At 69.2% G+C, this 19,864-nt stretch carries 18 protein-coding genes; 7 read left to right on the top strand and 11 right to left on the bottom strand.

Annotated elements, in window-relative coordinates; genetic code table 11:
* Positions 1-374 (bottom strand): hypothetical protein (locus ACFOGJ_RS04120; RefSeq protein WP_379898362.1); only part of this gene is annotated, 374 nt, incomplete at its 3' end.
* A 45-nt stretch (positions 375-419) separates the two neighbouring features.
* Positions 420-944 carry a class I SAM-dependent methyltransferase gene (locus ACFOGJ_RS04115; RefSeq protein WP_379898360.1) on the bottom strand — a complete coding sequence of 175 codons (525 nt, stop codon included), beginning with the start codon at positions 942-944 and terminating at the stop codon, positions 420-422.
* A 389-nt stretch (positions 945-1,333) separates the two neighbouring features.
* Here ACFOGJ_RS04115 and ACFOGJ_RS04110 point away from each other — a divergent pair, with 389 nt between their 5' ends.
* Positions 1,334-1,918, top strand: a complete 585-nt coding sequence (locus ACFOGJ_RS04110; RefSeq protein WP_379898358.1) for a PAS domain-containing protein — start codon at positions 1,334-1,336, stop codon at positions 1,916-1,918.
* Here the strand turns inward: ACFOGJ_RS04110 and ACFOGJ_RS04105 are convergent.
* Entirely contained in the window at positions 1,915-3,582 is a 1,668-nt protein-coding gene (locus ACFOGJ_RS04105) for a PAS domain-containing sensor histidine kinase (protein WP_379898356.1), read from the bottom strand. The genes ACFOGJ_RS04110 and ACFOGJ_RS04105 overlap by 4 nt on opposite strands.
* Positions 3,583-3,872: 290 nt before the next feature.
* Between ACFOGJ_RS04105 and ACFOGJ_RS04100 the strand changes: the two genes are divergently transcribed.
* Positions 3,873-6,404 carry a sensor histidine kinase gene (locus ACFOGJ_RS04100; RefSeq protein ID WP_379898354.1) on the top strand — a complete coding sequence of 844 codons (2,532 nt, stop codon included), beginning with the start codon at positions 3,873-3,875 and terminating at the stop codon, positions 6,402-6,404.
* Positions 6,405-6,439: 35 nt separating this feature from the next.
* Here ACFOGJ_RS04100 and ACFOGJ_RS04095 read toward each other — a convergent pair whose 3' ends face one another.
* The 8 genes from ACFOGJ_RS04095 to ACFOGJ_RS04060 all read right to left on the bottom strand — a co-directional run bounded on the left by ACFOGJ_RS04095 (position 6,440) and on the right by ACFOGJ_RS04060 (position 13,767).
* Positions 6,440-7,246 (bottom strand): N-acyl homoserine lactonase family protein, encoded by an 807-nt coding sequence (locus ACFOGJ_RS04095; protein WP_379898352.1) that lies wholly within the window; start codon positions 7,244-7,246, stop codon positions 6,440-6,442.
* 49 nt (positions 7,247-7,295) lie between these two features.
* A complete protein-coding gene (locus ACFOGJ_RS04090) occupies positions 7,296-7,682 on the bottom strand; it encodes a hypothetical protein (protein WP_379898351.1) in 387 nt (128 codons plus the stop codon).
* A 237-nt stretch (positions 7,683-7,919) separates the two neighbouring features.
* Positions 7,920-8,765, bottom strand: coding sequence for a phosphodiesterase (locus ACFOGJ_RS04085; protein WP_379898349.1), 846 nt, complete (start codon positions 8,763-8,765; stop codon positions 7,920-7,922).
* Positions 8,766-8,874: 109 nt separating this feature from the next.
* Entirely contained in the window at positions 8,875-9,972 is a 1,098-nt protein-coding gene (locus ACFOGJ_RS04080; RefSeq protein ID WP_379898347.1) for an ABC transporter ATP-binding protein, read from the bottom strand.
* 10 nt (positions 9,973-9,982) lie between these two features.
* The gene (locus tag ACFOGJ_RS04075; protein ID WP_379898345.1) at positions 9,983-10,801 is read right to left on the bottom strand and encodes an ABC transporter permease; all 819 of its coding nucleotides are present in this window, start codon (positions 10,799-10,801) and stop codon (positions 9,983-9,985) included.
* A gap of 6 nt (positions 10,802-10,807) precedes the next feature.
* Complete coding sequence (locus tag ACFOGJ_RS04070) at positions 10,808-11,617, bottom strand: ABC transporter permease (RefSeq protein ID WP_379898342.1); 810 nt, start codon at positions 11,615-11,617, stop codon at positions 10,808-10,810.
* 72 nt (positions 11,618-11,689) lie between these two features.
* Positions 11,690-12,709, bottom strand: a complete 1,020-nt coding sequence (locus ACFOGJ_RS04065; protein ID WP_379898340.1) for an ABC transporter substrate-binding protein — start codon at positions 12,707-12,709, stop codon at positions 11,690-11,692.
* Positions 12,706-13,767 carry a LacI family DNA-binding transcriptional regulator gene (locus ACFOGJ_RS04060; protein WP_379898339.1) on the bottom strand — a complete coding sequence of 354 codons (1,062 nt, stop codon included), beginning with the start codon at positions 13,765-13,767 and terminating at the stop codon, positions 12,706-12,708. The genes ACFOGJ_RS04065 and ACFOGJ_RS04060 overlap by 4 nt, the downstream gene beginning before the upstream one ends.
* 232 nt (positions 13,768-13,999) lie before the next feature.
* On the opposite strand from ACFOGJ_RS04060, the gene ACFOGJ_RS04055 reads away from it, so the two are divergent.
* The 5 genes from ACFOGJ_RS04055 (at position 14,000) to ACFOGJ_RS04035 (ending at position 19,860) form a co-directional block, all read left to right on the top strand.
* Positions 14,000-15,199: an FAD-dependent oxidoreductase gene (locus ACFOGJ_RS04055; protein WP_379898337.1), complete on the top strand. Its 1,200-nt coding sequence runs from the start codon at positions 14,000-14,002 to the stop codon at positions 15,197-15,199.
* Positions 15,196-16,323 (top strand): alpha/beta hydrolase, encoded by a 1,128-nt coding sequence (locus ACFOGJ_RS04050; protein WP_379898336.1) that lies wholly within the window; start codon positions 15,196-15,198, stop codon positions 16,321-16,323. The genes ACFOGJ_RS04055 and ACFOGJ_RS04050 overlap by 4 nt, the downstream gene beginning before the upstream one ends.
* A 168-nt stretch (positions 16,324-16,491) precedes the next feature.
* Entirely contained in the window at positions 16,492-17,526 is a 1,035-nt protein-coding gene (locus ACFOGJ_RS04045; RefSeq protein WP_379898335.1) for an isopenicillin N synthase family dioxygenase, read from the top strand.
* A gap of 126 nt (positions 17,527-17,652) precedes the next feature.
* Entirely contained in the window at positions 17,653-18,903 is a 1,251-nt protein-coding gene (locus ACFOGJ_RS04040) for an amino acid ABC transporter substrate-binding protein (protein ID WP_379898333.1), read from the top strand.
* A gap of 78 nt (positions 18,904-18,981) precedes the next feature.
* Positions 18,982-19,860: a branched-chain amino acid ABC transporter permease gene (locus tag ACFOGJ_RS04035; protein ID WP_379898332.1), complete on the top strand. Its 879-nt coding sequence runs from the start codon at positions 18,982-18,984 to the stop codon at positions 19,858-19,860.
* Positions 19,861-19,864 lie beyond the last annotated feature (4 nt).

Raw genomic sequence — 19,864 nt, 5'->3', positions numbered from 1 at the left:
ATTTCTGCGGGCTGAGAGAATGTCTCACCGGCGCGCAACCCATTGATCCTACTGGAGAAGGCGAGCCCGCCCCTGGGCACCATTGCCTTCTTGATTTTGCTGCAATATTCGCCGCGTCCGTTGCACTGTTCGTTCTCGGTTAGCCAGATTTTCGACAGGTTGGCCCCTTTCGGTGATCGACTTAGGGCCTGCCCGCGGCCGTCACCGTTCCCCTGTGCAGACGACATCTGGCCGAGCACAGACTTCCTTGCTGATGAGCCCAAGGGCGAAACCGCATCAGTGTGGCCGCGCGGCAGGCGGTGGCCAAACCATTGCCTCCGCCTGCTGCGGCGGCGGATGTTTGCGGCGGCGGGGGGAGCGGTCAGCATGCTCACACCAGGGTCCGGGGCAACGCCCGGCAACGCGATCGGCGCGGCATCCTAACCGGAATGTGTGCAGATCGTTATGAACCCACTGGAGCCTTCGGGCTCTTGCAGGTGCACCGTCCGCCAGAGACGCTCCATCTTTCCGGTCCACCAGGCACTCGGCTCGACGGTCATATGAAGGACTTCGTTGATCAAGGCCCCGCCGGTGTCCGGCACCGTGGATATACTGAACACCGCCGTTTCCGCGCTGCGCGCGACGAACGCGAGCACCTGCTCCACATGGTCGGGTGGTATATGCTCCATCACATCGGCGCAGAACGCCCACTTGGCGCCGATGCTCACCGGCATGTCCCACAGGCAGGCGGTGAGAAGAGGGACCTGTATCTCCGGCTCCAGCGCATTCCTGGCAATGTCAATAGCGAGCACTGACAACCCCTGCTGCTGGAAGTAGGCACTCGCATGCCCGGCGCCGGCGCCGATATCGAGAATGCTGTAACCAGCCTGCATGCGCAGTGCTGTATGGGCGGACCGCGCAAGAACGGTGACATGGTCCTCTTGGTATTCCGGTCTGGTCCACATCTTTGCATATTTCTGGCGTTCTCTTTGGGCGACGATGTCCCTACTGCAGTCTCCGCTGGGCGGCATGAGGCATGTCTGGAAGGCGGGTTTATTTGGTTGCTGGCGCGACGCAACAGCCTGAACGACGGCACTGCCGGACCGCCATTCTGCTCTTGCCGTGAAGCCGACAAGGCCAGCCACCGGCCCGACCTGGGCACGGGTGACGGTCCGGGCCGGTCGACGGGCGGCCCCTTGCGGCAAGTCGCGGACGGGAACGGGGATCGGAAGTCTTCCCTTTTCATCCCGTCGCGGAGATCCTAGGGTCGGTGCCTCAATCTTTCGACGGGGCTGCCCGCCCGACCGTTCCGCAGCGGACGGCCGCCTGCTGGTGCCCTCTCCCAGGGACCGCCATGAGTGTAGCAGGCCAGCCGGTCGACGAGGATCTGGCAGTGGCGATGGAGGAGGATCTTCTGGCCGGCGGGAATGGTGCCACGGAACGGCATCTCGCCGGGGTCGGCGCCAGCTTCGCCGGTGCCATCTGGTCGCCCTGGGTCGATGCGCTGGACGAAGAGGTCCTGCGGATCCTGCAGGCCTACTGGACCGACCTGCCCGCCGGCCGGCGGGCGCCGCGTGCCGCTGCGGTGAATCCGGCGCGGATGAAGCCGGCGCTTGGCTATGTCATGCTGCTGGACGTGCTGGAGGGCGGCCGCGACTTCCGCTACCGGGTCTATGGCAGCGCGATCGCGGCGCGCTCCGGCTTCGAGGCCACGGGCAGGACGGTGTCGGAACTGCCCGTCGCGCCGATGACCGAATACTTTCTGGCCAGCTATCGCGCCTGCCTGCGGCGGATCGAGCCGCTGTTCACCCGGCACGCGCCGCCGGTGATGCTGCATGTGGTGGGCTGGGACCGCCTGATCCTGCCGCTGGAGGATGACGATGGCAGCATCGTCCGTCTGCTGGTGGGCAATGTCCCGCGGCGCTGGCCCCCGGCCTAGGGCGTCTTGTTGATCTGGCGCCCGGCCGGGACTTCCGCTTCGCCACCGTCGGTCGGGCCGGCAGGCCGGGCAGGGCGCAGGCGGTCGCGCGGCATGGCGACGGTGACCATCGTGCCGCTGCCTGGCCGGCTCTCGATCCGCATCGCCGCACCGTGCAGCTGCGCCATCTGTTGCGCCAGCGGCAGGCCGAGGCCGGTCCCGGGTTCGCGGCGGGCCTTGGCTGCCGCGGGCTGACCGAAGGGGGTGAGTGCCACCGCGACCTCCGCCTCCGTCATGCCGGGACCGGTATCGCTCACGTAGAGGGACATGCCGCCGTCGTCGGACAGCCGCGCTCCGGCGACCACCCGGCCTTCCGCGGGGGTGAAGTTCAACGCATTGGCCAGCAGGTTGAGGAGGATCTGGCGAAGCAGCCTGGGATCGGCATGCAGGTCCGGCAGGTCGTCGGCAAGCTCCGCCTCCAGCGCCACGCCGGTCGCGGCCGCGCGGTCGCGCACGAAGCTCAGGCTGTCCCGGACGACGATCGCTGGCGACAGGGGCTCCGCCTTCAGTTCGAGCCGGCCGGCCTCCATCTTCGAGAGATCCAGCAGGTCGTTGATGATGTCCAGCAGGTGGTTGCCGCTGCGATGGATGTCGCCGGCATAATCGGCATAGCGCGCGATTCCGAGCGGCCCCAGCATCTGGTCCCGCATCACCTCGGAAAAGCCGATGATGGCGTTCAGCGGCGTGCGCAGCTCGTGGCTGACGCTGGCCAGGAAGCGGCTTTTCGACTGGCTGGCCTGCTCCGCCATCTCGCGGCTGCGCCGCAGTTCCAGTTCCTGCCGGCGCCGGTCGGTGATGTCGCGCGCCACCATCAGCACCAGCTTCTGGCCGGGAAAGCGCAGGACCTCGCCATCGACCAGGAAGCTGCGCTCCACGCCATCGCGAAAGCGGGCCTGCAGTTCCAGGTCGCGCACCCTGTCCTGGCCGCGCAGCGCCCGGTTGATCAGCTCACGGTCGGCCGGGGTGAAGAATTGCAGCTCGTCGGCCGTGCGCCCGATCACCTCCTCCCGCGTGAGGCCGGACAGGTGGAGGAAGGCCCGGTTGACGTCGACATAGCGCCCGGTGGCCATATCGTTGATGGTCATCACCTCGGGGCAGGTGTCGAAGACGGTCTGGAACAGCCGGCGCGACCGGCGCACCTCCTGTTCGGCGGTCTTGCGGTCGTCGATCGGGGTCATGGCGCTGGCCACCGCCGGTATCCCGTGCCAGTCGACGGCGGTCGTGCTGGCCTCGACCCACATATGACTGCCATCGGCACGCACCACGCGGAACTCGCCGGCGGGGGACAGCGCCTCGCCGGCCAGGAACCGCCGGGTCGCCTCCGCCACCGCCGGGCGGTCGTCCGGATGCACGAAGTCCATGACGTCCTGATAGGCGTCCCGGCTGTCGAGGCCGAGCAGATCCAGCAGGACCGGGTTGAAATAGAGCGGCCGGTTGGCAAGATGCACGACCATCGCCTGGCGGGAGGCCTCGACCACCTTGTAGATCTGTTCCGCATGCTCGTGGACCCGGCCGCGGCCGGCTGCAGCCGCAAGCCTCGCCGACAGGTGCCTGTTCTCGGCCTCTAGTTCGGCGATCCGGCGCTTCAGCTCCGCGATATGTGGCTGCTCCGTGGCCTGATCCATGATCCCGTTCTTTGCGGGGCTCGACTCTTGCCCATCGCCATCATCCTTGCCGAACATGGGCAAATCGTTAACCGCAATGCGCCGCGCAGCGCATGGACCGCGTCTTGTCTGCGCCGCGCCTTCAGGGAAAGTTAACCGCCCCGCCGCTAGCCTGCCCGGATGACGTCCTTCAGGCACAGCCCCGCACGGGGCCATGGCTGCAACACGCAATCGGGCCGGCGCGATCCGGCGATTGCCGCCGATCCGCCATGGCCGCCCGGCCCGTCCGCCGGCACCGGGGGCCGGATCCGGTGACGATCCCCAAGCGCATAGCCGATCTGGACCTGGCGCCGCAGCCGTCGTTCGACGCCCTGACGGCGGCGGCCGCGCGGATCTTCGACGCGCCGATTGCCCTGATCCTGCTGCAGGACGGCAACCGCCTGCTGTACAAGTCGAAACAAGGCGTCGACTGGCTCGAATGCCCCGCCCGCGGCTCCTTCAGCCGCTGGATGCTGGCACAGCATGCCGATTCGCTGCTCGTAAAGGATGCCCTGCAGGATCCGCAGTTCCACGACGACGAGGCGGTGACCGGCGCGCTCGGCATCCGCTTCTACGCCGGGGCGACGCTGGTGCTGGAGAGCGGCGACCGGATTGGCGCCATCTGCGTGATGGATACGCGGCCGCATCCGCAGGTGACCGACGCCGATATCGCCCTTCTGGCCGGCCTGGCCGGGTCCGCCAGTGCGCTGATCGAAAGCCACCGCCAGGCCGAGATCCTGAAGCGGCTGGAGGCCCGCAACCGCCTGTCCGACGAACTGGGCGAGATCGCGCTGGGCGGTGCGGACTATGCCACGGCCCTGTCGGACACGGCAGAGGTGCTGGGCCGCCACCTGGGCGCCGATATCGTGCTGCTGGGCCAGTACGACCCGGCTGCTGTGGGCCTGCGCGTCACCGGCGGCTGGTCGTCGCGGCGCCGGATCGCCGAGGAACTGCTGGCGAATGTCGCAGAGCGGGCATTGCAGGAGAACGACTCGCTCTGCTGCGCGGCGATCCGCGACCAGGCCCCGGTGACGGTGGAGGACCTGGTCGCCGATCCACGCTTCGCCGGGAACCTCATCGTCGAACGACTGCACCAATTGGGGGTGCTGCAGTATATCGTCATCCCGTTCCGTGTCGGTGCGGAGCGCTGTGGCCTGTCGATCGGCTTCTGCAGTTCCGGCAACGACCTCGCCGCGGTCCAGGCGCGGGTCGACGAGGTGCGCTCGCGCATCGCTTCCCTGTTGGAGCGCAAGCAGGCCCATGAGCGGCTCGCCTTCCTCGGTTCCGTCCTGGACGAGACGGACGAAGGCATGGCGATCCTGGAGATCGACCTCACGGCGGCCGGTGGACGCAGGTTCGTATATCTCAACAAGGCGATCGCCACCCTGACCGGCTATGGCCGCGAGGAACTGCTGGCCGGCAGGGCCGACAGGCTGCTCCCCGGCATTGAGAATCCGGAAGAGGAGGCGCGGGCAGAAGCTCGGATCGCCGCCGGCGAACCGGTCGAGGTCGAGGTGAAGTGCCGCCAGAAATCCGGTGAGACGGCGTGGCTGAACATCCGCGCGATCCCGTATCGCGCCCCTGCGGCCTTTGTATCCGGCGCATCGGCGCGGCGACGCTACCTGATCGTCTCCGTCCGTCATGTGGGGGAAAGGCGGCGGATGCTGGAGGTGCTGCGGGCGCAGGAGGCCCGGGCCCGCAAGCTGTTCGAACAGAATCCGGTACCGATGTGGCTCTACGATCGCCAGACCCTGGCGATCCAGGAGGTCAACGCCTCGGCGATCCGCCAGTACGGCTACAGCCGGCAGGAATTCATGGCGATGCGGGTGCCGGACCTGCACCCGGGCGACGAGCAGGAGGCGCTGGCCCGGCACCTTGCGCGCCCGCGGGTGGGGCTGCGCGAGGTCGGCGTCTGGCGGCAGGTCGGCAAGGACGGAACGGAGCGCTACGTCAAGATCGTCGCCAACGACTATGCCGGGGAGTTCGGCAACTGGATCCTGGTCGCCGCGCTCGACGTCACGCGCGAGAAGGACTACGAGCGGTCGCTCCTCCAGGCGAAGTACCAGGCAGAGCAGGCGAACGCGATCAAGTCGGAATTCCTGGGCCATATGAGCCACGAGATGCGGACGCCGCTGAACGCGATCATCGGCTACTCGGAGATGATCCGCTCCGGCATCCACGGGCCGCTGGGGATCCCGAAATATGCGGAATATGTCGATGCGATCCGGGACAGCGGCAGCGAACTGCTGGTTTTCGTCAACGACGTCCTGCAGCTGATCGAGATCGACGGCTCCGTGCTGTCCCTGCGTCCGGCGGAGGTGGCGCTGCGCGCGCTGCTGTCCGACCTGCTGCGGCAGTACGGCGAGGGCTTTGCCGAGAACCGGATCCGGCTGACGGAGATCCGGGTGCCGGTGGAGCTGACGGTGCGCGCCGACCTGCGCGCCGTCCGGCAGGTGCTGGGGCATCTCCTCGACAACCTGGTGAAGTTCTGCCCCGGGGCCATGGTCGGCATCGCGGCCGAGGTTCAGGCGGACGGCCGGGTCGCCGTGCGGATCTCCGACAGCGGGCCGGGGATCGCACCGGAGATCCTGCAGGAGATCTTCTCCCCCTTCTTCTCCTCGCATTCGATGACCCGGCGGGCCGGCCAGGGGGCCGGGCTCGGCCTGCCGATCTGCCAGCGGCTGCTGCAGGCGCAGGACGGCGATATCCGCATCGACAGCCGGAACGGCGAGGGCACGCAGGTTACCCTGCTGCTGCCGCCGGCCGACGGCCAGGGCGCAATGGTCGCCGCGGCCGGCGGATAGGCCGCCCGGTCAGCTCGCCGGGTCAGCCCGCCCGGTCAACTCGACAAGGGATCGGCATCCAGCCGCGCCACCAGGCCGGCCATCTCGCCGTGCGGCGCGGGATAGCGCGCCAGGACCAGCGGGTCATGCCCCGGGATCACGGCCTCGGGCGCGCTGGCCAGGCGATAGAGCAGCCGATGGCCATCCAGCATGGCCTGCATGTCGTGCACGATCGGAAAGGGGCGCGCCTCTTCCATGTTGGCGTAGAAATGGCTGGCGTCCGACGCCAGGACCAGCCAGCCGCGCCGGGTGCGCACCCGGACCACCTGGAGCCCGGCGGTATGGCCGCCGACATGGTTCAGGAACAGGCCGGGCGCCAGTTCCACATCGCCGTCGTGGAAGGTGACCCGGTCGGCGAACACCTTGCGCACCATGGCGGCGACATCTTCTGCCTCGTATGCGGCCCGCAGCGGCCGGTGACACATGCAGCGGCCGGTGGCATGCGCCATCTCGCGGTCCTGCAGGTGATAGCGTGCCTGCGGGAACAGGTCGTGATTGCCGCAATGGTCGTAGTGCATATGGGTGAGGATCACGTCGCTGACACGGTCCGGCGGCAGGCCGAGGCGGGCCAGGGTCTCTCCCGGGCAGGCGATGAAGCGGCGGCCGCGCTGCGCCGCCATCGCCGCGCTGAAGCCGGTATCCACCACGAAGCTGCGCCCGCCGCCGCGCACCAGCCAGACGAAATAGTCCAGCGGCATCGGCCGGTCATGCGGGTCGCCGCCCAGGAAATTGTGGGCGGCGCGCGCGCCCGGATTCTCCGCATAGCGCAGCGCGAACACCTCATAGCTTTCCGGTTCCGGCATCGCGCCCCCTCCCGTCGCTCCGGCCCGCCTCTGCCGTCCGTGCCGGCGGTCAGGCCGGCTCCCTGCCCATCATCGCCGCCATCGCTGCGGCTGCATCCTCGATCCGGCCGATCACCCGCTGCACGATCCGCAATCCGTTGACGGCGGCCATCTCCTGCCCGGCCTTGGCGTCCAGCAGGCGGGCCGGGTCGCTGTCGCAGATCACTGCCATCACCGTGTCGATGCCGCGCCGGCGGACCATACGGGCGGTCCACGCATAACCGTCATAGCCGACGGACATGTCGGCCTCCCGCAGGTCGACGACCAGGTAGAGCCGATCGCCCGGATGCCGGGCGGTGACCGCATCGTAGACGGCGAAGAAGACATCATCGTCGATCCGGCCGCTGCAGCGGACCAGCGGGACGCTGCCTGTGCCGAAGGACAGGCGATCGATCATCGCGCGGCCGTCCCGCCCGGCGACGATCCGCGGCGGCGGCGCGGCTGGGCCGGAGGCGGCTGTTGTATCGCCGCACGGGGCGGACGGATCGGATTGCGAGGCCAATTCGCTGGACCGGATGGATTGCTGTCGTCCCGGCGGCCCGCCGCCGGCCGGAAACCATAGCACCCCGAGAGGCGCCGGCCAGCCTCAGCCTGCGGGAAGGGGCAGCCTGCGGGTAGGGGCAAGCCTGGGGGGTCAGCCCAGCAGGCTGCCATCCGCGGCATAGAACGGGAAGGGGCCGGGGAAGCTGCCCACCGGCACCACATGGCTGACCAGGCTGCCGAAGCGGCCGCCCGTGTCGCGCCAGGCATGCATCAGCAGGCCCGGCGGCTCCATCGCGAAGCCCGGCGCGCCGTCGGGGTCGAGGTCGAGCGCCACCGCATGGGCGGGGCTGGGACAGATCAGCGCCGGCCGTCCGGCGAACTGCGTCGCCACACTGCGATGGACATGGCCGCAGGTCACTGCCAGGACCTGGGGATGGTGCTCCAGGACGGCAGCCAGACGCTCCGGCTGCCGCAGGTTCTGGCGGTCCATATGGGCGATGCCCGTCGCGAAGGGCGGATGATGCAGGGCCAGCAGGACCGGCCGCTCCGGTGCCGCGGCAAGGACGGTGTCGAGCCAGTCCAGCCGGCGGCTGCCGCCATCCGGGTCCAGCGCATCGCCGAACGGGGCGCCGGGCACGGTCGAATCGAACAGCACGACCCGCAGCGGCCCAGTCTCCACCAGATAGCCCTCGCCTTCCGCCCGGCGCCGCGCGGCGGCGTCCGGGAAGGCCTGCCAGAAGGCGGGGCCGTCGTGATTGCCCGGGATCGGCCAGAGCGGCGCAGCCAGCGGCGCCACGATCCTCTGGAAATGCGCGAATTCCGCCGCCTCGCCGAAATCGACCAGGTCGCCGGTCGCCAGCACGATGTCGGGCGCCGGCCGCAGGCTGTTGAGATGGCTCACCGCGGCCGCCAGATGGGCGGCGGTGTCGACCCGGCCATAGGCCTTCAGGCCCGGCCTGCGGATATGGGTGTCTGAGATCTGGGCGACGGTAATCATCGGCGCCGTGGCCTTCCTTTGTGTCGGGTCCGGCGGGACCGGGGAGGGGCGGTGGATCGGTCGGCATGCGGTGAAGCCCGGTCCACCGGTCCGGGGGGCGGGGCGGGTTTCAGAACATCAGCAGGTCGTCCGTGGCGACCGCCAGCATCAGCGGCTGGCCGGGGGCGAAGGTGCCGCGATTGTCGGCATCGACCTGCACCACCGGGCGCGCGCCGGCAGCCGGGGCGGCGTCCTGCGGACCGCCCGCCTCCAGGATCAGCCGCTGCCGGTCGCCCAGGAACTGCACCCGGGCGATCGTGAACTGCAGCACGGCCATGCCGGCCGGGCAGGTGGCGCCGGGCGCCAGGATGCGGGCCGCCTCCGGACGGAAGAACAGCGCCGCGTCGGGGCGATCCGGCGCCGGCAGCGGCAGGCGCCCGGCGGGCCCGTCGAAGGCCCCGTCCCGCAGCCGGCCGTCGATCCGGTTCATCAGCCCGACGAACTCGGCGACGAAGCGGTCGGCGGGGCGGAAATAGACCTCCTGCGGGCTGCCGCTCTGGGCGATGCCGCCCTTGCGCATCACCACCACCCGGTCGGCGATGGTCATCGCCTCCGCCTGGTCGTGGGTGACATAGACGGCGGTGATCCCCAGCCGCCGCAGCAGGGCGTCGATCTCGCCCCGCAGATGCTCGCGCAGGCTGGCATCCAGGGCGGTCAGCGGCTCGTCCAGCAGCAGCGCGCGCGGCCGGGCGGCCAGGGCGCGCGCCAGCGCCACCCGCTGCCGCTGGCCGCCGGACAGCTGGTCGATGCGCCGCTCCGCCAGGTCGGCGATGCGGCACAAGGCCAGCGCCTCCGCCGCCTCGGCGCGCCGCCGGGCACGGCCGACGCCGCGGACCCGCAGGCCGTAGGCGACATTCTCCGCCACGCTCATGTTCGGGAACAGGGCATAGGACTGGAACACCATGCCGATGTTCCGCCGCTCGATCGGCAGGGGGGTGACATCCTCGCCGCCGAACAGCACCCGGCCGCCCGGGTCCGGGCTTTCCAGTCCGGCGATGATCCGCAGCATCGTCGTCTTGCCGCAGCCGGACGGGCCCAGCAGCACGACGGTCTCTCCCGCCGCGATCGACAGGTCGGTCGGCTCCAGCGCCACCGTGCCGCCGCCGAAGGTCTTGCCGCAGCCGATCACCTGGATCGCGGTATCCGCCGCCGTGGCCCGCCCACTCATTGCCGGCCCCTCATCGCCGCCCCCCGCTCTGGATACGGGCCATCGCCTGGATCGCCGCCAGCAGCGGCATGATCATCAGGAAGAAGACCAGGGTGTAGGCGGAGGCGACCTCCAGCCGCATCGAGGCATAGGCGTCCGCCAGGCCGACCGGCAGGGTCTTGGTCAGCGGCGTGTGCAGCATCCAGGTCAGGTTGAACTCCCCCAGGGACAGGGTGACCACCATCAGGGCGCCGGCCAGGATGCCGGGGCGCGCGTTCGGCAGGATCACGGTCAGGAAGCGGCGGGCCGGGCCGGCCCCCAGGCTGGCCGCGCCCTCTTCCAGGGTGCGGGCGTCGATCGACTGCAGCACCGCCATCACCGCCCGCATCATGAACGGCATGGTGTAGAGCACATGCCCGACCAGGATGAAGGCCCAGGAGGCGCGGAAGCCGCGCCATTCGCCATAGGCCAGCAGCAGCGCCAGCGCCGTCGCCAGGCCGGGGATCGCCACCGGCAGGGTCACCACCTCCTCGACCAGCCGCGACAGGCGCGACGGGCGCTTCACCAGGGCCCAGGCGGCGGGGACGCCCAGCACCAGGGTCACCGCCAGGGTCGCCAGCGCCAGCCAGATCGACAAGAGGATGGTGTCGGCATAGAGGTCCAGCACCTCCGCCACCCATTTCAGGGTGAGGCCGGAAGAAAGGCCGCGGAAATAGCTGACCGTTACCCCGGCCAGCATCGACAGGATCGCCGGCACCAGCAGGAAGGCGGCGACCAGGACGGTGAACAGGTACTGCGCCCAGAACATCGCGTCGCGCCGGGCGGTGCCGCCTGCGAGCCGTGCCGCCATGCCCGCTCAGCCCGCCGCCGCGACGGTGCTGCCGGCGAGGCTGCGCGCCAGCGCCAGCGCCGCCCAGGTGATCAGTCCCAGCGCGATCGACAGGGCGGCGGCGGTGGCGAAGTTCGCCATCAGGGTGAACTCGGTATAGATCAGCATCGGCAGGACATCGATATCGGTCGCCAGGGTGAAGGCGGTGCCGAAGGCGCCCATCGCGGTGGCGAAGGCGACCGCGCCGGAGGCGAGGAAGGCGGGCCGCAGCGCCGGCAGGGTGACGTCGCGCAGCACCTGCCAGCGATTGGCGCCCAGCGAGCGCGCCGCCTCCTGCCGTTCCGGGTCCAGGGTCTCAACCGCCGCCATCACGGTCAGCAGGACCCGCGGCAGGGAGAAGTAGAGATAGCCGGCGAACAGCCCGGCCATCGAATAGGCGAAGACCAGCTTGCCGCCGCCCAGCGCCGTCGTGACCTGGCCGATCAGGCCCTGCCGGCCGGCCAGGATGATGATCATGAAGCCGACCACGACGCCGGGAAAGGCGAGCGGGAAGGTCAGCGCGGCCAGCAGCAGGTCGCGGCCGGGAAATCGGTTCCGAACCAGGAACAGCCCCGCCACGGTGGCGACCGCCAGGGTGGCGAAGGTGACGCCGAGCGACAGGGCCAGGGTGGCCAGCAGGACACGCAGATAGCGGCCGTCGGTCAGGATCGCGGCATATTCGGCAATGCCCTCCGGCCCGCTGGCGCCGACCACCGCCAGCTGCGCCATCGGCAGCAGGAAGAAGGCGGCGAGCGCGGCCAGCAGCGGCAGCAGGAGGAGGCGGTCGAAGGCGGGCATGAGCGGGAGCGAGTCGTTCGGGTAGGGCCTGCGGCCGGGCCCGTCGACGGTGACGGGCCCGGCCGCAGCCGGTCAGTTCACTTCTGAAAGATAGCGGTCGGCGAAGCCCTTCTGCACCTTTTCCATGGTGGCATAGTCCACCGGCTTGGCACGGGCATAGTCCGCATCGGGCAGGAAGCGGGCGGCGACCTCCGCCGGCAGGGTCACCGGCCGGGCCGGCCGCAGATAGGCGTTGGTCCAGATCGCCTGGCCCTCGTCGGAGAGGATGAAGTCCAGCACCTTCTTGCCGTTCTCCGCCTGGGGCGCGTCCGCCACCAGGCTCATCACGTAGGGCACCACCACGGTGCCCTCGCAGGGGATGACGAAGGCGAAGTCGCCGTCCTCGTTGTACTTCGCGCGATAGGCGTTGAAGTCGTAGTCGAACAGGATCGGGATCTCGCCGGAGACGACCCGGGCATATGAGGTCTGCTTCGGCACGATCGGATCGTTCTCCTTCAGCTTCTTGAAGAACTCGATGCCGGGGCCGAAATCCTCGAGGCTGCCGCCCATCGCCCGGTTGACCGCCACGGCGCCGGCATAGCCGACGAAGGCGGAGGACGGGTCGAGATAGCCGACCATCCCCTCATATTCCGGCTTCAGCAGGTCGTTCCAGCAGGCCGGGACCGGGGCGCCGCCCAGCGCCGCCTTGTTCACGAACAGGCCCAGGGTGCCGTAGTGGATGGTGAACCAGTGCCCGTCCGGATCCTTCAGCCCGTCGGCGATCTGGTCGAAGCCCGGCGGCTTGTAGGCGGCGGTGACGCCTTCATCCTTTGCCTTGATGCCGAAGGTGACGCCGTAATAGGCGATATCGGCGACCGGGCTCGCCTTCTCCGCCAGCAGCTGCGACAGGGTCTGGCCGGAATTCTTGTTGTCGTGCGGCAGTTCCAGCCCGAGCTTCGCGTCGATGGCCTTCAGCATCGACGCCCAGTCGGCCCATTGCGGCGGGCAGTTGTAGCAGATGGCGTCGGCGGCGCTGGCCGGCGCGGCAAGGCCGGCGGCTGCCAGCATCACGCCGCCGGCAAGGCAGCTGGCGAACAGGGTGCGCATGGTCATGTCTTCCTTTCGGTCTCGTCGGGCAGGGTGGGTGAGGGGGCAAGTCCGGCGGCCGGCGCCTGCGCCAGCGATCCGCCGGGACGGAACCGGTGGGCCAGCCGCCGTGTCGCGCGCGGTGCGCGGTTGGTCCGGATGTCGAGCAGCAGCTCCAGCGCGGCGCGGCCCATGGCATGGGTCGGGGTCTCCACCGTGGCCAGGCTGGGATGGATCTGGCGGCCGATCGCAATGCCGTCGAAGCCGGTGACGGAGGCATCCTCCGGCACCCGCAGGCCGGCGCGGCGCAGCGCCGCCATCACCGCGATCGCCAGCAGGTCGTTGGAACAGGCGAAGGCGGTCGGCGGGGCGGTCCGCCCCAGCAGGGCCGCAAGGTCCCGGTCGAACGCCGCCTCGTCGCCCAGGAACTCCACCTCCGCCACCGGCAGGGGTTCCAGCCCTGCGCCGGTCATGGCGGCCAGGTAGCCCTGGTGGCGCAGGCGCGACCGGTCGGAGGCGCGGAAGCGGCCGGCCACGAAGGCGATGCGTTCATGGCCCAGGCCGATCAGGCGGCCGACCAGGTCGGCGACCGCGCCTTCGTTGTCGACGGAAACCGCGGCCCGGCCTTCCCGCGCCAGCTCGTTGTAGAGCAGCACGTAGGGCGGCCCGTCCCGGTCCAGGCTGTCCAGCAGCATCGAATGCTCGGCATCCGCGACGGTGAGGACCAGGCCCTCGACCTCGCGCGCCATCAGGGCGCCCAGCGCCTCCGGCTCGCGGTCGCGGTCATAGTCGGAGGCGGCGAGGATGATGTCGTAGCCGGCCATCCGCGCCGCCTGCTCCACCCCGGCGAGGGAGGCAGCGAAGACGGGGTTGGTGAACGACGGGACCAGGACGCCGACGGTGCGCGTCGACTTGGTCTTCAGGCTGCGGCCCAGCGCGTTCGGGCGGTAGCCCAGCTCGCGGATCGCCTCGCGCACCCGCGCCTCCAGCGCCGGGGAGATCGCGGCGGAGCCGTTCAGCACACGGGAAACGCTGGCGATCGAGCAGCCGGCCCGCTGCGCGACATCATGGATCGTGGCGGTCACCGTCCCCGCACCTCCTGGATTGCCCCGGCCATGCCATGCACGGCAGGACCCGTCTGAAAACGGTTTCACCTACCTAGCGCAGGTCGATGACAGGGATGTGTCAGTCCCAGATCATTTTGGTGATGGACGAACCGCCGGGATCTATCTATCGCAGGGCCGCATTTTTCCGTCTCCTTTTGTATCCGCCGCCGTTATGGCAAGCAGGCGCGGAGCTTTCGGGAGGAACGGAGACATGGACGAGGTACTGGTCGTCGGGGCGGGGCCTGTCGGGATGGTGAACGCCCTGGGCCTTGCACGTGCCGGCGTGAAGGTGACGGTGCTGGAGGCCGAGCCGCAGATCGTCAACTCGCCGCGCGCGATGGTCTATCACTGGTCGGTCCTGGAAGAGGTCAACCGGCTGGGCATCCTGCAGGACTGCCTGGCGTTGGGCTTCTCCAAGCAGGACTATGCCTACCTGATCTTCGAGAGCCGCGAGCAGATCCGCTTCAGCCTCGACGTGCTGGAGGGGCATACGCCCTATCCCTTCAACATGCATCTGGGCCAGCACAAGCTGGCCGAAGTGGCCCTGGCGCACCTGCAGGCGCTTGGCGACCGTGCGCAGGTGCACTGGAACGCAGAGGTCATCGACCTGGTGCAGGATGCCGACGGCGTGACCGTCACCGCGGAGACGCCGGAGGGCCGCCGCGACTTCCGCGCGGACTGGGTGGTGGGTGCCGATGGCGGCCGCAGCGCGGTGCGGCAGCTCGCCGGGCAGGACTTTCCGGGCAAGACCTGGCCGGAGCGTTTCGTCGCCACCAACCTGCGCTACGATTTCGAGAAGCACGGCTATGCCCGCGCCAACCTGCAGGTCGATCCGGTGCATGGCGCGATCATCGCGAAGATCGACAACAGCAATCTGTGGCGCTGCACCTATGCGGAGGATGCCGCGCTGCCGGAGGAAGGCGTGCGCGACCGCCTGCCGGAGCATTACGCCGCGCTGCTGCCCGGCCACGACCCCTGGGAGCTGGAGATGTGCGCGCCCTACCGCATGCACGAGCGCGCGGCGGAGAGTTTCCGCATCGGCCGGGTGCTGCTGGCCGGCGATGCGGCGCATGTCTGCAACCCGACCGGCGGGCTGGGCCTGACCTCCGGCCTGTTCGACAGCTTCCTGCTCTATCCGGTGCTGGCCGCGGTCGCGCGCGGCGAGGCGCGGGAAGATGTGCTGGACTACTATGCTGCCGAACGGCGCCGCACCTTCCTGGAGATCGCCTCCCCCCAGGCCAGCGAGAACAAGCGGCTGATCTACAGCGAGACCGACCCCGACCGCCGCCGCCAAGACGTGGAGAAGCTGCGCCGGCTGGCGGAGGATCCGGATGTCGCGCGCGAGCGGGCCCTGTTCACGAAGCGCCTGCAGACGCCGCTCCCCGACGGTGTGTCGGTGAGGGAGGCATGACCGGTTCGCCATCCGGGCTTCCCCCGCTGCGCCCCGCCGACCTGCATGCGGCCTCCGACGGGCCGCTGGTTCTGGCGGCGCACGGCTTCCGCTTCTTCGGCATCCAGCACCTGTCGGCTCCGCATGGCACCGTCGTGCGCGGACAGAGCTGCGTCACGTACTACGTGCCCCAGGCACTGACCCAGCCCTGGCCGGTGGTGATGATCCATGGCGGCGGCGGGCAGGCGCTGGACTTCATGGGCACCGCCGACGGCCGGCCGGGCTGGCTGCATGCCTTCCTGCGACGCGGCCATGCGGTCTACCTGATGGACCGGCCGGGCCATGGCCGGGCGCCCTATCACGCCGACAGCCTGGGGCCGATGACGTCGCTGCCGCCGTTCGAGGCGCTGGGGCCGCTTTTCGCGCGGCCGGAATGGACGCCGGAGCGCTATCCACAGGCGGCAAGGCACAACCAGTGGCCGGAGGTCGAAGACGCGGCCGCGCGGGATCTGCTGGCCGACCCCTTCCTGACGCAGTTCATGGCATCCGGCGGTCCGATGATGACGGACATGGCGCAGGCGCATCTGGACGCGCAGCGCGGCGGCGCCGAACTGCTCGACGCGATCGGCCCGGCGATCCTGCTGACCCATTCCGCGGGCGGACCGGCCGGCTGGATGATCGCGGATGCCCGGCCCGAGCTGGTGAAGGCAATCGTCGCGGTGGAACCCCAGGGGCCGCCCTTCGCCGAACGCCCCGGTGGCACCCTGGACTGGGGCCTGACCGCCGCGCCTCTGACCTTCGAGCCGCCGGCGGTGACACCGGCGGAGCTCGGGCGGGAGGTTCGCCCAGCGCCGTCGGCGGACCTGGCGGACTGCCTGGTGCAGGCGGCGCCGGCGCGCCGGCTGCCCAACCTTTCGGGCTTCCCGATCGTCGTGGTGACGGCGGAGGCGTCCTGGATGGCGGCCGACAATCACGGCATCGTCGACTTCCTGGCACAGGCCGGTGCGCAGGTGGAGCATCTGCGGCTGGAGGATCGCGGCCTGCATGGGAACGGCCATGCGATGATGCTGGAACGGAACAGCGCTGCGGTCGCCGCGCTGCTGCTCGACTGGCTAGCGGGCAGGGGGCTTGCCCGGCCGGCATGACCGCGGTGGCGGGCATGCGCCATGCGCATGTCCGCCCTGCGAACCGCGCGCTATGGACGCCGGTTCCTTCCATTCGGTACAGTCCCGATGACCAACGTATGCTGCGCTGCAGTGATGCGCCCGGATCGCGGGCGGCATCGATCGCGCGAAGCGAGGGAGAACGACGGCATGAACGTTCCCAAGACCGGCAAGCCCGCCTGGGCGGAGACCGACGTTGACGAGGTGATCCCCGTCCTGGACATGGGGTCCTATATCGCCGGCATGCCCGGCGCGCTGGAGGAACTGGCGGCGGAGCTGCGCTATGCCTGCGAGAATATCGGCTTCTTCTATGTCGCCAATCACGGCGTGCCGCAGGAGAAGATCGACCGCGCCTTCGCCGAAGGCGCGCGCTTCTTCGACCTGCCGGAGGAGGAGAAGCTCGAGCTGAAGCTCGACAAGTACAATATCGGCTACCTTCCCTACGCCCAGAGCATGATCAAGAGCTCCACCGTGGCCGAGAACCGGAAGCCGAACCTGAACGAGGCGTTCTTCTGCAAGCGCGAGCTGCCGGCCGACCATCCCGACATCCTGAACGGCCGGCCCTTCCACGGGCCGAACTACTGGCCGGAGAGCCTGCCGTCCTTTCGCGAGGCGATGCTGGACTACCAGAAGTCGGCCGAGGTGCTGGGCCAGCGCCTGGTGAAGGTCTATGCGGTCGCGCTGGACCTGCCCGAGGACTTCTTCCAGGAAGCCTTCACCGATAACCAGATCATCCACCGGATCACGCATTTCCCGTCGCAGGAGGCGCCGGAGGAGGGCTCCTTCGGTTCCGCGCCGCATACCGATTCCGGCTTCATGACGATCCTGGCGCGCGACGAGGTGCCGGGCCTGGCGATCCGCCGCACCAACGGCGAATGGTTCCCCGCGCCGAGCATCCCGGGCACCCTGCTGGTCAATACCGGCGACATGTGCACCCGCTGGTCGAACGACCGCTTCCTCTCCACCCCGCACCGGGTGCTGAACGAGAGCGGCCGGGCGCGCTATTCCATGCCGATCTTCTTCGACCCGAACACCGACTATGTCATGGAATGCCTGCCGACCTGCCAGGGGCCGGACAACCCGCCGAAATACAAGCCGCTGACCTACGGCGCCTATCTCGATTGGTTCTTCAAGATGAACTACTTCCACCAGCAGGGCGACGGCGAGCCGCCGCCGAAGCCGTGAGGTAGCGGCGCGCCGCCACGCACCGATTTCGCCGGGATGCCGGCATGTGACCGGGTCGCCGAAGCCCGGCGCGAGGGGATAGCCACAATCGACCGCAAGACAGCACCTACAGGGGAGCCGCAGGCCATGATCGATCGCCGCTTGTTCATGAAGGGAAGTGTGGGGGCGGCCGCGGCCGTCGGGCTGGGTGCCGGCATGTCGGCGTCATGGAGCCGCGGCGCCGTTGCGCAGGAGAAGACGATCACCATCGGCGGCTCGATTCCGCTGAGCGGCCGCGCGGCGGAGACCGGGCTGAACGTCCACAACGGCTACGAAACGGCGATCAAGTACATCAACGATGAGCTTGGCGGCGTCGAGATCGGCGGAGAGAAGTACAAGCTCGACCTGAAGATGGTGGACGATGCCTCCGACCCGGCGCGCGCCACCACCCTGATCCAGCGCCAGCTGGACGACGGCGTCGACTTCTTCCTGGGCTCCTTCGGCAGCAATATCGTGCTGCCGACGGCGGCGATCGTCGACCGTGCCGGCAAGCCGATGGTGCAGACCGGCGGCGGCTCCGACAAGATCTTCACCCAGGGCTACAAGTACGTCTTCGGCTTCTATCCGCGTGCCACGCGGCAGTTCCAGTCGACGGCCGCCTTCTTCGGTTCGCTGCAGCCGAAGCCGAAGACCTTCAGCGTGATCTCCACCAACGATGCCTTCTCCAAGACCTTCGCCGAGGGCGCGAAAACCGACTGCACCGCGCAGGGCCTGGAGCTCTTGGAGGAGTACGAACTTCCCGCACAGGTCACCGACACTTCCAGCGTGCTGTCGTCGGTCCGCGCCAACACCCCCGACGTCCTGGTCTGCACCACGCACGACCAGAACTCCCTGCTGATCGCGCGGCAGATGATCGCCAGTGGCACCAACGTGAAGCTGCTCTACCAGGCGCTGGGCCCGCAGCTGTCGTCGTACCGCGAGGCGCTGGGCAACTATGCCAACGGCGTTACCGGCGCCACCTACTGGGAGCCGGATGCCGACTTCAAGGACAAGTTCTTCGGCGATACGAAGACCTTCGTCGACTACTACAAGAAGAACTATGACCGTCCGCTCGCCTATCACACGGCCGGCGGTGCGGCCTGCATCATCACCTACGTCACCGCGATGCAGAATGCCGGCGGCACCGACCCCGCAAAGGTGCGCGACGCCCTGGCGGATATCGACATCATGACCCTGTACGGGCCGGTGAAGTTCACCGAGGACGGCGATGCCGACCCGATCGTGATGGGCGCCAAGGTGTTCCAGATCGAGGGCGGCGAGCCCGTCATCGTGTTCCCGGAAGAGGTCGCCATGGGCAAGCCCTCCTACCCGGTGAAGCCCTGGGCGGACCGCGCCTGAGGCCGAACAGCAGTCCCGGCGGGCGCCGCGCGCGCCCGCCGGCCCATACCGACCCGAGCGGGGGCGAATGATCCGGGCGTGACGATTTTCCTTCAGACCCTGGCCGACGGCATCGTCCTGGGCGGCATCTATTCGCTGGCCGCGGTCGGCTTCTCGCTGATCTTCGGCGTCATGGGTGTGGTGAACCTGACCCATGGCATCTTCGTGCTCTGCGGCGCCTATGGCGCCCTGATCGTCTGGCAGGCGCTGGGCATCGACCCGCTGCTGGGGATCCCGATCGTGATGGCGGTGCTGTTCGCCGTCGGCTACGGCTACCAGCGCACCCTGATCCGCTGGGCGGTGAAGCGGTCGTCGCTGCTGGCGACCCTGCTGCTGACCTTCGGCGTGGCGCTGATGCTGCGCAACATCATGGTGCTGGTCTTCTCGCCCGATATCCAGAGCATCACGCCGTCATACGCCTTCAGCTTCTTCCGCATCGGCGAACTGACATTCGACCTGGTGCGGATCAGCGCCCTGGGCGCCAGCCTGGCGCTGCTGCTGCTGCTGGCCCTGGTGCTGAACCGCACCGGCATGGGGCGGGTGATCCGCGCCACGGCGCAGCAGGAGCTGGGCGCCCGGCTCTGCGGCGTGAATGTCGACCATGTCTACGGCCTGACCTTCGGTGTCTCCGCCGCCTTCGCCGGCGCTGCCGGCGTCATCATCGGCATCGTCCTGCCCTTCTCGCCGCCGGACGAGGTGCCCTGGACGATCAACGCCTTCGTCGTCGTGGTGCTGGGCGGCATCGGCAGCCCGGCGGGCGCGCTGCTGGGCGGCCTGCTGCTGGGCATCGCTTCCACCATGACCTCCGCCTTCATCGGACCGGCCTTCCCCAACGTGATGACCTTCCTGATCCTGGTGCTGATGCTGCTGCTGCGGCCCAACGGCATCCTGGGCAATGCCTTTGCGGGGTCGCGCTGATGGG

Origin of the sequence: Marinibaculum pumilum (assembly GCF_042646425.1) — a bacterium.
Classification (GTDB): domain Bacteria; phylum Pseudomonadota; class Alphaproteobacteria; order Ferrovibrionales; family Ferrovibrionaceae; genus Marinibaculum; species Marinibaculum pumilum.
This window is presented reverse-complemented; position numbering and strand designations above follow the sequence as displayed.

What these genes read in the sequence shown, in the direction of transcription:
- ACFOGJ_RS04045 (WP_379898335.1), top strand. Translation starts at nt 16,492, where the DNA reads ATGAACGTTCCCAAGACCGGCAAGCCCGCCTGGGCGGAGACCGACGTT.
- ACFOGJ_RS04050 (WP_379898336.1), top strand. Translation starts at nt 15,196, where the DNA reads ATGACCGGTTCGCCATCCGGGCTTCCCCCGCTGCGCCCCGCCGACCTG.
- ACFOGJ_RS04065 (WP_379898340.1), bottom strand. Translation starts at nt 12,709, where the DNA reads ATGACCATGCGCACCCTGTTCGCCAGCTGCCTTGCCGGCGGCGTGATG.
- ACFOGJ_RS04110 (WP_379898358.1), top strand. Translation starts at nt 1,334, where the DNA reads ATGAGTGTAGCAGGCCAGCCGGTCGACGAGGATCTGGCAGTGGCGATG.
- ACFOGJ_RS04055 (WP_379898337.1), top strand. Translation starts at nt 14,000, where the DNA reads ATGGACGAGGTACTGGTCGTCGGGGCGGGGCCTGTCGGGATGGTGAAC.
- ACFOGJ_RS04085 (WP_379898349.1), bottom strand. Translation starts at nt 8,765, where the DNA reads ATGATTACCGTCGCCCAGATCTCAGACACCCATATCCGCAGGCCGGGC.
- ACFOGJ_RS04080 (WP_379898347.1), bottom strand. Translation starts at nt 9,972, where the DNA reads ATGAGTGGGCGGGCCACGGCGGCGGATACCGCGATCCAGGTGATCGGC.
- ACFOGJ_RS04095 (WP_379898352.1), bottom strand. Translation starts at nt 7,246, where the DNA reads ATGCCGGAACCGGAAAGCTATGAGGTGTTCGCGCTGCGCTATGCGGAG.
- ACFOGJ_RS04115 (WP_379898360.1), bottom strand. Translation starts at nt 944, where the DNA reads ATGTGGACCAGACCGGAATACCAAGAGGACCATGTCACCGTTCTTGCG.
- ACFOGJ_RS04040 (WP_379898333.1), top strand. Translation starts at nt 17,653, where the DNA reads ATGATCGATCGCCGCTTGTTCATGAAGGGAAGTGTGGGGGCGGCCGCG.
- ACFOGJ_RS04090 (WP_379898351.1), bottom strand. Translation starts at nt 7,682, where the DNA reads ATGATCGATCGCCTGTCCTTCGGCACAGGCAGCGTCCCGCTGGTCCGC.
- ACFOGJ_RS04070 (WP_379898342.1), bottom strand. Translation starts at nt 11,617, where the DNA reads ATGCCCGCCTTCGACCGCCTCCTCCTGCTGCCGCTGCTGGCCGCGCTC.
- ACFOGJ_RS04075 (WP_379898345.1), bottom strand. Translation starts at nt 10,801, where the DNA reads ATGGCGGCACGGCTCGCAGGCGGCACCGCCCGGCGCGACGCGATGTTC.
- ACFOGJ_RS04105 (WP_379898356.1), bottom strand. Translation starts at nt 3,582, where the DNA reads ATGGATCAGGCCACGGAGCAGCCACATATCGCGGAGCTGAAGCGCCGG.